This window comes from Microvirga mediterraneensis (assembly GCF_013520865.1).
GTDB lineage: Bacteria > Pseudomonadota > Alphaproteobacteria > Rhizobiales > Beijerinckiaceae > Microvirga > Microvirga mediterraneensis.
The window spans coordinates 1-13,810 of sequence record NZ_JACDXJ010000003.1 but is presented as its reverse complement, the minus strand read 5'-3'; the positions used below and the strand labels follow the sequence as shown (position 1 = coordinate 13,810).

General features: G+C 64.6%; 16 protein-coding genes. 5 read left to right on the top strand and 11 right to left on the bottom strand.

All coding sequences use genetic code 11. The features are described 5' to 3' along the window. Positions 1-159: 159 nt before the first annotated feature. From H0S73_RS23885 to H0S73_RS23855, 7 genes are all read right to left on the bottom strand, one after another. Positions 160-1,053, bottom strand: coding sequence for a YsnF/AvaK domain-containing protein (locus tag H0S73_RS23885; protein ID WP_181054731.1), 894 nt, complete (start codon positions 1,051-1,053; stop codon positions 160-162). 25 nt (positions 1,054-1,078) lie between these two features. Continuing rightward, positions 1,079-2,125 (bottom strand): PhnA-like protein, encoded by a 1,047-nt coding sequence (locus tag H0S73_RS23880; RefSeq protein ID WP_246389423.1) that lies wholly within the window; start codon positions 2,123-2,125, stop codon positions 1,079-1,081. An 86-nt stretch (positions 2,126-2,211) separates the two neighbouring features. Next, positions 2,212-2,397 carry a CsbD family protein gene (locus H0S73_RS23875; RefSeq protein ID WP_181054730.1) on the bottom strand — a complete coding sequence of 62 codons (186 nt, stop codon included), beginning with the start codon at positions 2,395-2,397 and terminating at the stop codon, positions 2,212-2,214. 91 nt (positions 2,398-2,488) lie between these two features. Then, on the bottom strand, positions 2,489-4,045 hold the full coding sequence (locus H0S73_RS23870) for a helix-turn-helix transcriptional regulator (RefSeq protein WP_202050056.1): 1,557 nt from the start codon (positions 4,043-4,045) through the stop codon (positions 2,489-2,491). A gap of 60 nt (positions 4,046-4,105) precedes the next feature. Beyond that, positions 4,106-4,585 carry a YidB family protein gene (locus tag H0S73_RS23865; protein ID WP_181054728.1) on the bottom strand — a complete coding sequence of 160 codons (480 nt, stop codon included), beginning with the start codon at positions 4,583-4,585 and terminating at the stop codon, positions 4,106-4,108. Between the two features lie 204 nt (positions 4,586-4,789). After that, the gene (locus H0S73_RS23860; RefSeq protein WP_246389421.1) at positions 4,790-5,839 is read right to left on the bottom strand and encodes a YsnF/AvaK domain-containing protein; all 1,050 of its coding nucleotides are present in this window, start codon (positions 5,837-5,839) and stop codon (positions 4,790-4,792) included. A gap of 74 nt (positions 5,840-5,913) precedes the next feature. Continuing rightward, a complete protein-coding gene (locus tag H0S73_RS23855; RefSeq protein ID WP_181054727.1) occupies positions 5,914-6,273 on the bottom strand; it encodes a PepSY domain-containing protein in 360 nt (119 codons plus the stop codon). 226 nt (positions 6,274-6,499) lie between these two features. Here H0S73_RS23855 and H0S73_RS23850 point away from each other — a divergent pair, with 226 nt between their 5' ends. Then, positions 6,500-6,967, top strand: coding sequence for a YsnF/AvaK domain-containing protein (locus H0S73_RS23850; protein WP_246389420.1), 468 nt, complete (start codon positions 6,500-6,502; stop codon positions 6,965-6,967). A gap of 340 nt (positions 6,968-7,307) precedes the next feature. Here the strand turns inward: H0S73_RS23850 and H0S73_RS23845 are convergent, their stop codons facing one another. Next, positions 7,308-7,625 (bottom strand): hypothetical protein, encoded by a 318-nt coding sequence (locus H0S73_RS23845; RefSeq protein WP_181054725.1) that lies wholly within the window; start codon positions 7,623-7,625, stop codon positions 7,308-7,310. Positions 7,626-7,929: 304 nt separating this feature from the next. On the opposite strand from H0S73_RS23845, the gene H0S73_RS23840 reads away from it, so the two are divergent. After that, positions 7,930-9,102: a YihY/virulence factor BrkB family protein gene (locus tag H0S73_RS23840; RefSeq protein WP_181054724.1), complete on the top strand. Its 1,173-nt coding sequence runs from the start codon at positions 7,930-7,932 to the stop codon at positions 9,100-9,102. A gap of 341 nt (positions 9,103-9,443) precedes the next feature. Beyond that, positions 9,444-10,181, top strand: a complete 738-nt coding sequence (locus H0S73_RS26185) for a helix-turn-helix domain-containing protein (protein WP_181054723.1) — start codon at positions 9,444-9,446, stop codon at positions 10,179-10,181. Positions 10,182-10,226: 45 nt separating this feature from the next. Here H0S73_RS26185 and H0S73_RS23830 read toward each other — a convergent pair whose 3' ends face one another. Next, positions 10,227-11,366 (bottom strand): sensor histidine kinase, encoded by a 1,140-nt coding sequence (locus tag H0S73_RS23830; RefSeq protein ID WP_181054722.1) that lies wholly within the window; start codon positions 11,364-11,366, stop codon positions 10,227-10,229. Between the two features lie 18 nt (positions 11,367-11,384). Here H0S73_RS23830 and H0S73_RS23825 point away from each other — a divergent pair, with 18 nt between their 5' ends. Beyond that, positions 11,385-11,561: a hypothetical protein gene (locus H0S73_RS23825; protein WP_181054721.1), complete on the top strand. Its 177-nt coding sequence runs from the start codon at positions 11,385-11,387 to the stop codon at positions 11,559-11,561. Positions 11,562-11,802: 241 nt separating this feature from the next. Here H0S73_RS23825 and H0S73_RS23820 read toward each other — a convergent pair whose 3' ends face one another. Continuing rightward, a complete protein-coding gene (locus tag H0S73_RS23820) occupies positions 11,803-12,114 on the bottom strand; it encodes a hypothetical protein (RefSeq protein WP_181054720.1) in 312 nt (103 codons plus the stop codon). Between the two features lie 227 nt (positions 12,115-12,341). Between H0S73_RS23820 and H0S73_RS23815 the strand changes: the two genes are divergently transcribed. Next, entirely contained in the window at positions 12,342-12,533 is a 192-nt protein-coding gene (locus H0S73_RS23815) for a con-10 family general stress protein (RefSeq protein ID WP_246389418.1), read from the top strand. A gap of 23 nt (positions 12,534-12,556) precedes the next feature. Here the strand turns inward: H0S73_RS23815 and H0S73_RS23810 are convergent, their stop codons facing one another. Then, a complete protein-coding gene (locus H0S73_RS23810) occupies positions 12,557-13,402 on the bottom strand; it encodes an HD domain-containing protein (RefSeq protein WP_181054718.1) in 846 nt (281 codons plus the stop codon). Between the last annotated feature and the right edge of the window lie 408 nt (positions 13,403-13,810).

The window sequence follows — 13,810 nt, the reverse complement described above, 5'->3', positions numbered from 1 at the left end:
GCCACCATTAAGTCTTCGTCCGATCATTCGATGCTTGCGTCATGCTCGTGCGGAACACATGGGCTCGCTCGCGACGGGACGTACCGAGCCTTGACCCAAACCGCCCATCTGCAAGGGCCAAGGCACGAGGTGGCCCGACCCGCGGGCCACCTCCTCACCTCAGGCTCGCCCTCGATCGTTGGACGAACCGGTCGTGCTGGTCCGGGTCTCCGATACGCCACGCTCGTCGTCGACGTCGACCTCGGTCCGGCGCACCGTGTCCGACACCGTTTCGGTTCGTTCCTCGACGTCCTTACGGATCACCAGCTCTTCCTTTACCCGTGCCTCCTTGGACACGACGGCTTCCTCGGCACGCTCCTCGGCTTCGATGGTGCGCTCCTGGAACAGGTTCTCGTTACCCGTCAGGGCGCGGTCGGCAGGCCGACGCTCGACATGGACGCGCTCCTCGCGCAGGCTGACCTGCTCGCTGACAGGCGTCTCGACGACGTACGAGCGGATGCGCACCCGCCCTTGGTTTACCTGGCGCTTGCCGACCCGCAGCTGCTCCTCGGCGATCGGGATCACCTCGGTATCGCCGGTGCTTGCCCGGGTATCGGCTGTCACGCCGGTTGCCGCCGATGCGTCGGTCTGCATGCTGGCGGTCCCTGAACCCGTCGCGCCTGCCGTGTAGCCGGTCCAGCCCTCGCTGCGCCAGGTGCTCTCGCGCTCGTCCATGTCAACGGCGCCATAGCGCTCGACAATGTCGGCAGCGCGCTCGGCTTGCGCCTCCTCGACCGTGACCGACAGCGTCGTGCCGCCGCGGCTCATTCCCTCCGCGTAAGAGTAGCGATCCTCCTCCGGTAGGAAGAAGTCGCTGAGCGAGGACCAGAAGCCACCTTCGTCGCTCGTGCGGTCATAGGATAAGCGCTGATCCGTGCGCTGGTAGCCGGACGTCTCCGTCTCGGGAACCAGGCGAATCGCGGACCGGCTGATCCCGGCCTCGGTGAGGGCTTCCACGGCCTGCTGCGCGTCGGAGCGGCTGTCGAATTGCGCGATGATCGTCTGCTGCGTCATGATCAATCTCCTGATGATGGTAAGGTTAGGGACGCGGGGTGCGGCTATCGGTTGGGGAACTGGTCTTCGTCGGTTGCGCGGCATTGTGGGTGCGGCCCACGATGGTGTTCGTGCTCGCCGAACCCAGGCCCATCCGGGCCGTGATCGTCGGCTCGACGGCACCCATGCGTCCGCCGAACCAGGCCGCCACGGCGCCGAGGATCAAGCCGAGCGCGCCGAACAAGGCACCGCGCGACACGGCCGAGGCCGCTGCATCCGCTGCCTGCACGGCCTGCTGCTTGGCCTGGTCGATGCTCTGACGATACTGCTGTTCGTACTGCTGCACCTGAGTGCGGGCCTGGTCGACGGGAACGTTCTGTGCTCGGGCAAGGGCATCCGTCGCGCGGTTGCGAGCATCCGCGGCCTGCTGCTGGTTACCGGTCAGCGCCGCTCGGACAGCCGCCACGGCGGCGTCACGCAAAGCTGCCGGATCGTTGCCGCCGGTCGCGCCGCGGATCGACTGTTCGATGGCAGCGAACGGATCAGTGACATGAGACAGGTTGGGGGCGGCCACCTGGGCTGCCGTCTGGGCGGTCGTGCCCACTGCTTGGGTGACGTTGCCGAGGGCGCTTGTCACCGTGCGGTAGGCGCCGCCGAGAATGCCGCCAACCGTGGTGGTCAGGAGATAGAAAATCACCAGCGTCGTCAGCGCCCAAGCGGTCAGGCCGTGCCAGCCGGCCGTCGACTCCTTGGGTTTGCCGGCAAGACGGCCTGCCGCGTAGCCACCGGCGAGAGACGCGATGATGCCAGCCAGGGCGAACCAGATGCCGGCGCCGATCGAGAAGGTCGACGCCGACGGGTTTTCGCCGGCTCCGGCTGCAGGATCAAGTGTCGCGGCGCCGAAGCCGAGCCCGAGCAGGTTGAGGATGAGTTGCGTTACCAGCGCCACAACGACGCCGGCGAGCACGGCGCCCCAGGACACCTTGTTCAGCATGATGGTGCGGGCATCCTCTGATGGCGTCACCGGGCTCATATGGGGAGCGTCATGGTCGCCGCGGTTGCGCGGCGTGTCGGGATGATGCATGTCGGCCATGTTCTTGATCCTTCGATCGTGCCCGCAGGCGCCCTGATGGATGCTTCGGACTGAGACGCCTGCGAGACTGCCGCAGCTGCGGGTGGTCAGCGGGGCTTGAGGGCGTCGCGTACGCTGTCCTTCGCGCCGCCGACCGCGTTCTGTGCCCGGCCGGCCTTCTTCTCGAGGGCGCCTTCGGCTTCAGTCTTCGTGTCGCCCGTAGCCTTGCCGATGGTCTTCTTGACGGCGCCCTTGGTCTGTTTCTCGGCACCTTCGATGCGGTCCTTGTCCATGATAACCTCCGATCGGCCTGCTCGTGCGCGGCCCGGCACACGACCGTGCTGCCACGACCGCCTAACCCGTCAAAATCATGAAGGTTCAGAATTATTTCGGCTGGTTATTTCGCGCTACTTGCCTTGGTTCTCTTGAACCGGTGTTTCGCCCGCGCGGAAGCTTTGCTGTGACCCCGTCGCTGCCAATGCCGCGCTCCCGGGCCCAAACGATCAGGGCGCTGCGCCGGTTGACTCCGATCTTCTGATACAACGAGGCGAGGTGGTTGCGCACCGTGTTGCGGGCGAGCTTGAGCTCGGCTGCAATCTCAGCGTCGCTCTGGCCCTGGCACACACGAGCGAGAACCTCACGCTCGCGCGCCGTCAGGTCCGCCACACTGGCAGCGGCCTGGGCTGGCGACTGACCCGGCCGCGGCGGGTGGCGAAGGGCAGCCAGCTTCTCGACGACCCCACGGCTGAACCAGGACGCATCCGCCATCACCGCCTCAATGGCTGTGACGAGTTCCTCCTCCGAGCGTCGCCGGGCGGTGATGTCCTGGAAGCAGCACAGGATGCACGCCCGCTCGCTCAAGGTAATGGTGTCGGCCGAGATCAGGCACGCGATGTCGTCGCCCCCCTTCACCCGCAGGCAAGCCTCGAAGTCCCTGACCGTGCCTTTCCGGCGGAGTTCCGTCTCGAAGCGCTGCCGTTCCGCATCGTCGGCCCAGAGGCCGAGATCCTGGGCCGGATGGCCGACCACGTCTTGCGCCTCGTAGCCTAGAACCTTGCTGAAGGCCTCGTTGACCTCGATCAGCCGTTGATCATCGGCTGTGGCGATGGTGGTGGGTACGGGGGCCAAGCGGAATGCCTTGGCGAACCGCTCCTCGGAGTGACGCAGAGCCGTCTCGGCTTTACGCCGCGGCTCCAGGTCGGCGAAGGTGAACAGCATGCATGGCTCGTCGCCGAGTTCGATCGGCTGGCCCGCCGCCACCACTTGACGCCCACCAGGGTCACTTGGCACCGTGAGGCACGCCTCCATCTGCGGGATGGTCTCGCCGGCACACAGCCGCTCGAGGGCGAGTTCCCTACGCTCGGCGCGTTCGAGCACGTCGATCTCGTAGACTGTGTGGCCGAGCACGTCTTCACGCTTGTAGCCTGTGAGCTCCAGGAAGCCTTCGTTCACCTTGATGAAGCGCAGGTCAGTCAGACGGCAGATGATGGCTGGGGCAGGATTGGCCGCGAACGCGCGCTCGAAGCGATCCTCGGCCTCCACTTGTCCGCTGACGTCATGAACGATGAGCACGAGGCAATCCGGATCACCGTGGCGGTCGGTGATGACGAGGCTGCGGATGCGGTGGGCCCAATCCTTGTCCGGGTTGTCCTTGTGCGCCACCACGACCACAACCTCGTCGAAGACCTCGCCTGCGATGACGCGGTCGATGGGATAGCGGCCGGGATCGAGGGGACGCCTGTTGCGGTAGCGCAGAACGAAGTTCTTCCGGTATTCGGCGACGGTCGGGCCGAGCGCGTCGAGGCTCGTGACCCCATGCATCTCCAGCGCCGCCTCATTGGCGTAAATGATGGTCTGGTCCGGCTCAATCAGGATCACGCCTTCGGTCAGCCCAGCGATGATCTGTTCCAGTTGTGATCGGTCGGGAGCCTGGTTGCCCATGGGGTTGTCCATCCGGTTGTAAGCCAGACCGAAGTTCCGCGCGACAGCCTAACGTACCCTTCAGTCAGACCCAGCGGAAGCTTCCTGTTCCGTCGGCAGGCGACCGTCCGGCGTGAACTGGTCGACCGCGTCGGGCAACTCCTCTGAGAGCTCTGACAGGAGCTGCTGGCGCGGCAGCCCGGTCTGTTGCACTAGCTCGTCGAGCGTGTCCGTCCCCAATGCCTGTGAGAGCTCATCGGGTGCCAACCGCCGGTTCTGACCTGTACCGACACAGGAATCGACCTGATCGCCGTCGCCGTTCTGGCAGAACTGATCCAGCAAACCTCTTAGGCCACCCTCGGTGGGACCGCTGGGACCACCGAACAGGCCTCCCAGCAAGCCACCCAATCCTCCTAGGAAGGCACCGCCAAGACCACCCGGCATTCCACTGCCGAGGCCTCCGCCCTGGCCACCCAGGATGTCCCCGAGCCCGCCGCCTGAGGCCGCGCCGCCTTGCGAACCGGAGCGGTATTGCTGGAAGGCCTTGGCCGCCAGCAACATCAGGAGCGTCTGGAGAATTCGCGAGGTCGATCCGCCTCGCCCTGCGTCGAGGCCCCCCCGGAGTCTATCATGTTGACTAAGATCGAATCGAGCAGTCCCATCGCAATCTCCTGTTTCGTCGTGTCTCACGGCGCAACGTGATCTTCCAGGCGAACAGCCTGGAGCGAGAGGAGAAGCCCGGCCATGGGCCGGGCTTCTTCAGGGTCATGAGCGGTTTTGTTCTCTCGGATCACCTGTGGTGCCGGTGCGCGAGGTCTGGTTCGCACGCTCGTCCTCGATGTCGACCTCGGTGCGGCGCACGGTGTCGGAGATCGTCTCGGTGCGTTGCTCGGCTTCCTTGCGCACCACCACTTCTTCCACGACGCGGGCCTCCTTGGAGACCACCGCCTCCTCGGCCCGCTCCTCGACCTCGATGGTGCGCTCCTGGAAGGGATCACCGGCGAGCGTGCCAGCCTGCGCGGTGCCGGACACCGGACGGCGCTCCACGGCGACGCGCTCCTCGCGCAGGGTGACCTGCTCCTGCACCGGACGCTCAATCACACGCGAGTGCAGGCGCACGCGGCCGCGGTTCACCTCGCGCTTGCCAACATGCAGCTCCTCCTCGGCAATGGGGATTACCTCGTCGGCACGACCGGAGGTGGTGGAGGCGCGACCCGTCAGGCCGGTCGCGGTGACGGCGCTCCCGGTCGTGGTGCTGACGCCCGGCCAGCCCTCGGAGCGCCAGGTGGTCTCGCGCTCGTCGAAGTCCACGGTACCCTCATCATCGAGGATGTCGACAATCCGGTCGACCTCGGCATCGGAGGCCCGTACGGTCACCAGGGCACCGCCCCGGCGGATGCCCTCGGCGTAGGCATGAGCGTCGTTCTCGTCCACACCCGCATCGACCAGAGCGCCCGCTATGCCGCCCACGGCCGCACCAGCCCCGGCACCCACGAGCGTGGTTACCAGCCATCCGGCCGCTACCACCGGGCCGAGGCCTGGAATGGCCAGCATGCCGAGGCCGGCGAGAAGGCCTGCGCCGCCGCCCGCCAAGGTGCCGACCGTAGCGCCCGTGCCGGCGCCGTCACTGACATCGTCATCGTGATAGTTCGTGCTGTCGAAGGTGCGCGTGGCGTGAGACGAGTAGCGCTCGCCCTCGTTGCTGGCGATGAGACTGATGTCGCGCTGCGGAATTCCTGTGGCTTCGAGGCGGCGGACAGCCTCGGACGCATCCTCATAACTGTCGAAGAAAGCCGTGATGGTCTTGCTGGTCATGATCGTTTCACTTCCTTGGATTGAGCTCTGCTGTTCGGCGGCGTCTTGTTTGTTGGATGGGAGGCACATCTGGCTTACTGCGCCTGCACGGTGCCCTTGTAGTCGATGGCGACGCTGACGGACTTGCCATCGCGCTCTGCCTGGCCGCGCCAGATGCCCTGATCGTCCTTGCGCAGCTCCGCGACGTTCCTGAAGCCCTGAGCTTCGATGCGGGAGCGCGCCTGTGCTTCCGTGAAGCTGTTGGCGCCAGGCTCGACCGTACCGGTGGTCTGCGGGCTGTCCGCGGGCTTGTGGGTGACGGCCGGGTTGGACGCACCGCTGTTTGTCGGTTGCGCGGCTAAGGATCCAGCGCCTTCAGAGTTCGTGGATTGGGCAATGGCAGCCGTAGCAAGTGTCGAGATGACGGCGAGTGTTGCGAAACCGAGACGTAACAAGGTGCTTCTCCTATGTGTCAAACACGTAGGGGCTCAATGTGCGACCACGGCGACGGTTCCCATTGTCAGGCTTACGGGCGAAAGCTGTTTCTGCGGGCGGGCCGCTCCAAGAGCCTCTTCAGCGCCGGGAACTCCCGCTCCGGGCATCCGTTGGTTGTCGCTTGCCCTGAGAGGATCGATGGCTGACCCAGTCCCAAACCCGAACACGACGGATGACCAAGAGCCGATGCCTGTCCTTAATGATGTTCTGAAGAGCAGCGCACGCACCGTAGCCGAGGACGTCATCCCGCTGGTTGAGGAGACCGCCACCATCAGCAAGCGGCAGGTCGTCCCCGGACGTGTGCGCGTGCGGACGATCACCGACACTGTTGAGGAACTCGCTCACGCGGACGTGCAGCGCGAGGACGTGGAGGTCACGCGGGTGCCGATCGACAGGATGGTTGAGACAGCCCCGGAGATCCGAACCGAGGGCGACGTGACCATCGTGCCGGTGCTGGAGGAGGTGCTCGTGGTGGAGAAGCGCCTTGTGCTGAAGGAGGAATTGCACATCCGGCGCCGCGTTGCCGCTGAGACCGTCGAGGTCCCGGTCACCTTGCGCAAGCAACGCGCGATCGTCGAGCGTGAGGCTCCGGATGGCACCAGCATCGCTGAAGGAGGGTCAAAACCGGAGACCGATCGCTACGTTCCGGATTGATCAGCCGTAGCAGTCCGCAAGCGGAAGTGTTCGCTCTTGTGGGACAAAGGCCCGCAGGAGGCGCATACAGCGCCTGGGTCATGATGGAGACACGATTGGGGCCGCCAACCATCCTGGTTCCCGGATCTGGAGCAGCGCGGGGCATTCGGCGCGTCTCTCCGGCGACAGAAGGAACGCGGGCAGAGAGGGACGGCTTCGCAGAGACGCTGGCCTTCGGACCGCTGTCTGTGGCCATGCGCATGCCTTGGGGGCTCGCGCGCCTCACGCTGCTTCGAGCGGTGATCCACGGCCATAAGCCGAAGCAGGTCGCCCGACCGTGATGCTGCTATATTCTCCAGGTTCAAGGTTTGCCGGAGTAGACTACAAAGCTGTGACCCTGGTAGGTGGCATAAACCTTCGGAGCTCCTTGAGCGTCATACCAGTGCAGCGTAACAGGGAGGCCCAAAGTCATGGCAAGCGAAGCCTCCCATCTTTCCCGTTCGAACCAATACAGGGTCAGCGGATCGCCCACGTCAAACCCGCCGAGGGTCAGCGCCAGATCGACGCCGGCTGGATCGTGCTCGCCACTGGAGCCTGTGAACAGCCGCACCTCCTGCACGCCCGGGGTTTGGCGGGCCCATTCCACAAGGTCATCCGTTTGATCCGGGCTCAGGCGCATCTTGCCTCGCTTTCCTGGATTCGATAGGCGAAGTGCCCCAACTCGACCCTTTCCATCGGCTAGTTCTCCTCCAGGAACGCTGATTGCCCGCCTAACTACGGATGACACCTAGTGCTGCCGTTCCGGGTCGATCCAATTGTCGTAGGGCGCATTGGCACGCTTTCCAGGAGGTCCTCCTCATCCGTCCCCGAGATCGCAGCAACTTGGGCCGATCGTCGGTCCGGAACCTTCGCCGTGGCAGACCGGTTACATCAACAGCCAAGCCTGATGGACTGGGCTTGTGTTTCAGGGTTCGTCGCGTGTCATGACTGCTAAGCCCCCTCGCCGAGATCCGCAGGAGCGTTCCGCTCCCTCGATCGCTTCGACCGTTCTGGCCATCGGCGCTGGATGGGCACTGCTCCAGCTGGTGGCCGGCGGGCGCAGGACTGTCGTGCCGCGGGCTTCGGGCCTTCCGGCCCAGGCGGGGCGTCAAAGCCAGCCAGTTCCCGAGGCCGCCGACGAGCAGCATGCGCCAGCCTCGGCCGCAGCGGAGCCGGGCAGGGGACGGCAGGCTGACACACCTGCCGCCATTCCAGCCAAGGGTTGGAAGGACATCCTGTGGCGCACCTACGAGGAGTTTGGCCAGGACCGTCTCATGTCGGTCGCCGCAGGCGTGACCTACTACGCCCTCCTGGCGCTGTTCCCCGCTCTGGCGGCCTTGGTGTCGCTCTATGGCCTGTTTGCCGATCCCGCGACGATCCGGGACAATCTCGTCACATTGTCGAGCGTGCTTCCGGGCGGGGCAATCGACCTCATCGGCGAGCAGGTCTCCCGGATCGCTTCGGCCAGCGGGGGCGCCCTCGGCCTCAGCTTCTTTGTCGGTCTCGCGGTGTCGCTGTGGAGCGCCAATGCCGGCATGAAGGCGATCTTCGACGCTCTCAACATCGTCTACGACGAGGAGGAGAAGCGCAGCTTTTTGTGGCTGAATGTCCAGTCCCTGACCTTCACGCTCGGCGCGATCGCGTTCCTCCTGCTGGCCCTGGCCGGGATCGTCATCCTGCCGGTGGTACTCGATTTCGTGGGGCTGCGCAGCAGCGTCGAATGGCTGCTGTCGCTGATGCGGTGGCCCATTCTCCTGGCCGCAGTGATCCTCGGCCTGGCGGTTCTCTACCGCTACGGACCGAGCCGCGACAAGGCGCGGTGGACCTGGGTGACGCCCGGCAGCCTCGTGGCCGCTGTGCTGTGGCTCGTTGCCTCAATGCTGTTCTCCTGGTACGTGGCGAACTTCGGCAGCTACAATGAAACCTACGGTTCGCTCGGCGCCGTCATCGGCTTCATGACCTGGATCTGGATCTCGGGCGTCGTCGTGCTCCTCGGCGCCGAGATCAACGCCGAGATGGAACACCAGACAGCCAAGGACACGACCACTGGCCCGGATCGGCCGATGGGCCAGCGCGGCGCCACCATGGCCGACACCTTGGGACAGGCCAAGGCATGACGGCATTCGACCGGACAATGCCGTGGTGGCAACCGCTCCCGGCCGGTGACAAGAAAGGAGGCCAGAGGTAGCTTAATTGCTGTTCTTTGCGCCAAACTCGCTATGGCGCTTCCGTTCTGGCTCAGGTTGAAGCGTGCCGCTGGCCCGGTTTGGCGCCACTCAGGCACCGCTTCTCGTCGATTGAGCACCTGACGCTCGATCTGAAGTCGCTCAGGGGTCCTAGGGTGGAGACCAGGTGATCTCTCAAACCAAGGCGGGCGTTGGGGCTCGCCGGATAGAGAACCGGACCGACCTCGATGCGTTAATCGCTCAACGTAAACTGTTCCTCCGGTAGAGTTGCCGTGCCAAGCCAAGACAGTCGTGCTTTCGCGGGGGGCGGGCACACCGCTAACCTTCTCCTCGCCGCCCTCCCCGAGAATGTCCTTGAGGCGCTCACGGAGCAGGCGAGCATCATCTCTTTGAGCCGCGGCCGGGTGCTTCAGGAGCTCGGAGAGCCGGTACGGGAGGCGCTGTTTCCACACGGCAGCGTCATCGCCCTCGTGTCTCCGATGAGCGATCAGAAGGTGGTTGAAACCGCGACGGTCGGAGCAGAGGGGTATCTCGGCTTCTGGGCCGTGCTCGGCGATGACCAGCGCGCCTTGTGCCGCGCCGTCGTTCACAGTTCGGGAACCGCAACCCGCGTTTCAATTGATGGGTTGCTCAGGCTCAGCCGGACGCATCCAATCCTGAACGATCTACTGCTCCGCTTCAGCAAGGTGCTGCTGAAACAGTCGATCCAATCGGCCGCCTGCAGCAGCGTCCACACGCTGGAGGCGCGCTGTGCCCGGTGCCTGCTCGAGGCTCACGACAGGACCGGTTCTGGCGCGAGCATCATGCTGTCCCGGACGTTATTGGCCGCCATGCTCGGCGTCCGGAGGCAGAGCTTGGCGGCGGTGATCCGATCCTTCGAGGCCCATGGAATTGTTCGACTGGATTCCTCCAGTGTGATTGTGCTCGATCGGGCTCGGCTTGAAGCATTGTCCTGCCGCTGTTATGGCGTGCTGCGCGAGACCTACCAGACCATCCTTCCGCTCCCCTGATGAATTCCAGCTCGGCCATGCGGGTGGCCATTGCTGTTGCAGCCGCTACCGGCCCAGGTATTCGATCGGCATTGTCAAACATACCGTGAGGCCGTCCGGCGACCAATCCTGCTCGATGTGGGCTCCGAGCTGACCCGTCGCGCCGCGGTACGCCAGTAAGGTACCGAAACCCTGACGGCCAGGCGGTCCTGCGACGGGCGGTCCGCCGCGTTCCTGCCAGGTGAGGCGGAACTGCTGCTCCGGCAAGGCCTCCCCCCTGATGGCGACGCTCCCGTCGGGGCGCGAGAGGCTGCCATACTTGATGGCATTGGTCGCGAGTTCATGAACGATCAGGACCAACGCCGTTCCGGCCGCTGCTCCGATCGGTGCATCATCGCCAGAGATGCTCACCCGCTCCTCCAGTCGCCGGACCCCCGGCCCGGGCGCTCCTTCCTTGTCGTGCTGGTACGGCCGAACCAAGATGCCGAGGAGGCCGAGGGCCGTGCGGCTTGCCGGCTCGGCTTCCTCCCAGGGCACGTTCGGCTGGATGTAGCCATGGACGTGCGCGAGGCTGCTCAAGCGCTGCACCAAGCCGATGGCAAAGGATTGCGCCCCCGGGTCACCGCGCGATGTCAGCGTCACGAGGCTCGTGACCACCGCAAAGATGTTCTTGATCCGATGCGAGAGTTCGCGGGCAATCAGCTCGCGCTGCTCCTCCGACAGCTTGAGGTCGTGGATGTCGGTGCAGGTGCCGAACCAGCGCTCGATCGTCCCATCCGAACTGCGGATCGGCAGAGCTCGCCCGAGGGTCCAGCGATACGCGCCGTCATGCCGGCGCAGCCGGTATTCGATCTCGTACGGCTCACCCGTCGTACGGGAGCGATGCCACCGTGCCCTGGCGCGGGGCTGATCATCAGGGTGGAACATGCCGCTCCACCTCTCTCCGTCGGTGGACCCATGCGGCATGCCAGTGAATTCATACCAGCGGTCGTTGTAGTAGTCGTGGAAGCCGTCCGGCCGCGTCGACCAGACCATCTGCGGCATGGTGTTGAGGATCGCGTTCAGGCGCGGTTCGTCCGGATGCGATCCGGTGTCAATCGGCTCTGAGGGCGCGACGATCTGAAGGGTGCCGACGAGACAGGGGCTGCGAGGCTGCGCCGTGCCAGTGCTCGGCACCGCAACCTGACCGTTGACCCGTACATGCAAGCTTGTCTCGGAGCCAGGATGCAGGACGCGGGCGGTAGCCTCAAAGCGCGCTCCGATCCCGGCTTTGAGGGCTTGGGCGGCTTCAGCGCGCACACGGCCCTGATCGTCCGGATGCAGAAGAGTGATGGCAGCCGCTCCCGTCAAAGGCAGATGAACCTTGGTGAAGACCTGAAAGAACGACGGACAAAAACATGACGCAACCTCAATAGTGGACCAGCCACGCGCGAAGGCGCTGCGTGCTGGCAGCGGGGAAAAGGCCACTCGATGGGAGTAGCAGGGTTTAAGAAGGAAACTCGCCGCGGGAGCACCGCGGCGGAGGAGGGGTCATCTACAGCGCGTCCGGCGTGAGACAAACCTGAAAGTGGTCGGTCCTGCCATGCTGAATGAGCATGGAACGGATGTGGAGCGTTTACCCCTCACTAAGTTTTAAGATGCCTCAGACCGGCACCTTGCGGGCAATCGTAGTCGCGGCTTCGGGGCTGAACCCGACCTCCATCAACTCACCTTCAAGGTCATCGAGACTGTAGGGTTCCAGAGTAACGAAACGCGCTGTCTCCTGCCGCTGGACCAGGAGAGTGTTGCCGTCGTCTTCCGGCCCGCCCGGAAACTCGTCGATCGAGGTGGTCGTGACCCGCACAGCCGGACCTTCATCATCCTCTTGGTCGGCCTCAATGCTGCTCCGGTAGACCTTCACCGCGACTTGGCGTCCCTCAACCTCGCCGTCAAAGATCGTGTTCCATTCACCCATGTTCCCCTCCCGAATGACAGGTCAGACCACCCCAGCCGCAGTCAATCCTGAACACATGAGCCCAAGCCGCGACAGAGCGAGAGCCGGATCGCGCGACGGGGCGGTGAGTCTAATTCAGCCGCTCCACGACCGTACGCCTTCAGTGAAGACGGTCAAGCCAAGCTTGAACCTTTGCCTTGCTTGGCGGTTTCCCAGATCTCGTTCCAGATCATGAGGAGATGAGAGCAATGAACACCTCACGACGCGGCTTCGCCTCCATGGACCCCGAGAGGCAGCGCGAGATCGCCAGCCGGGGCGGCAAGAGCGTTCCCGCGGACAAGCGGTCGTTCTCACAGAACCGGGATCTTGCCTCGGCAGCAGGCCGTAAGGGCGGCCAGTCTTCACGCGATGGACAGAACGCTTCAGTGGGAGTGGCTTAGTTCAGCCTCCGATCAGTCATCTCTTATCTCTGCGGTCCCATCAGCGCGAACGCATGCTCGGCGCAGAACACGTGGCTGTGCAGGTTCGCGACCCACTGCCGGCCGGCCGCCGTCACGTTCAGATGCCCAACAGCCTCTTCCAGGTGCGGCGAGACGCTGGTCCAGTAGAAGTCGGGATAGCGCTCGACCATGTCGGCCGGAGAGGCGTAGCCGAGCTGGCGGTTGAGGCCGATCTCCTCGAACTCGTAGAACAGTGCGTTGGCCTTCTTCAGGTACAAGGGATCACCGAGCTGACCGATCAGGTCGGCTGCCTGGACAAGCCGCCCTTCCCGATCATCCGGAGCATTGTCGCCGGTTTGGCCCGCGGGGAAGCGGGTGAACTCGATCGCTCGTGCCACCCGTTCGGCATCCAGCGTCGGCGAGGCTCCGAACCGCTCCATGACAAAGAGCTTGGAGCGGTCGACGTGGTAGGGGGTGAGCGCCGCATCCGATGCCCCACGCTCCAATGTGACGGTCCGGCCCTCCGCGTCGACGACAAAATGATCATGGCTGTCGCCCTTGAGGATGCCGCGGACATAGCCGATGTCGTGCAGCAGGCAGGCGACGATCAGGTGCGAGTAGTCCTCAGGCTCGAGACGCTCGGTCAGCATGCGGCCGCGCAGGATGTCGCGTCCGACCAGGGTGACGAGGAAGGTGTGCTCGACATTGTGGTAGAGGGCGTCGCTCCTGCCGAGGCACTCGAGCGCGACGCGTGCGATGCCGTCGAGCCGCTCGGCCTCGTCCTGGTGCGAGGATCCGAACAGGCGCCGGAAGTCGTCGGCAAGGTGCTTGCCGAGTTCGTCCGCCACGAGCGCCGGCATCGTCATCATGTGGGACACCCTGAATAGGATTCGACGTTAGCCGACGACTATAGCTGAGGCCCTCCCGAGACCGCGACAGGAAATACCTAGGGGTCTTCGTTGAGACCCGCGAGGCGCTCCTGATGATCGGCTGTGCCCTTACGTCAATCCGGGAGAACGCCGTTCACCGCCTTAGGCAACGATGCGGATCAAACACGGCAGACCCCTTCGCTGAGGTGGTGGTTCTCAAATCACGAACGATAGGGCATGTCTTGGCTTCTGCTCCCCGGACCTTAGCCGAAATGCCGCAAGACGAAATCCCGGCTCTCCTTCCCCGTGCGCGCGGCCACCAGTTCGTCCTCTATGGCGACGCCTGCTCCGGCGTGCCGGGTGCCCTGCATGAGACGACCTTCGCCTCTGTCAACGCGGTAATTCAAC